Below are 489 nucleotides of genomic sequence, written 5' to 3'. Positions count from 1 at the left end.
CCGACCATACCGATTTTGGTCACACCCAGACGTTGAGCTGCAGCCATTACAGCAGCGACCGATTTGTACGGTACGACTGCGTTCGGACGCAGGTGAACTTCTGGCTGATTTGGATTGCTTGCCACTTCTGTCAGCTTGCTTTCCAATTCCGCACGACTAGCCACTGCGACACCGTTCCACAATACCGTCCCGTCAAAATCCACATCAATGTTCACAACCACTGGTGGTTCTGTTGGTTTGGATGGTGTATTGGTTGGCATATTCAGATTCACAGAGTGATTCTGAATTGGAATGGTGATGATCAGCATGATGATCAACACCAACATCACGTCGATCAACGGCGTCATGTTCATTTCTATCATCACTTCCGGATCGGCTGAAGAGCTGCCGGAACCTATTTGCATTCCCATATTCTTCCTTTATTTACCCGCTCAATTAGCCGCGTGGTGGTGGTTCGATGACGAAACCAACTTTGGAAATCCCTGCGCG

The 489-nt window shown here is 49.1% G+C and carries 1 protein-coding gene; it reads right to left on the bottom strand.

Translation table 11 applies throughout. The annotated features are described in order from the left end of the window. On the bottom strand, positions 1-410 hold a 410-nt coding region (locus H8K32_RS20010; protein ID WP_186914397.1), incomplete at its 3' end, for an ExbD/TolR family protein. Between the last annotated feature and the right edge of the window lie 79 nt (positions 411-489).

Source organism: Cognatundibacterium jejuense, from assembly GCF_014284255.1.
In the GTDB taxonomy this organism is placed as follows: domain Bacteria; phylum Pseudomonadota; class Gammaproteobacteria; order Burkholderiales; family Burkholderiaceae_D; genus Undibacterium; species Undibacterium jejuense.
This window is presented reverse-complemented; position numbering and strand designations above follow the sequence as displayed.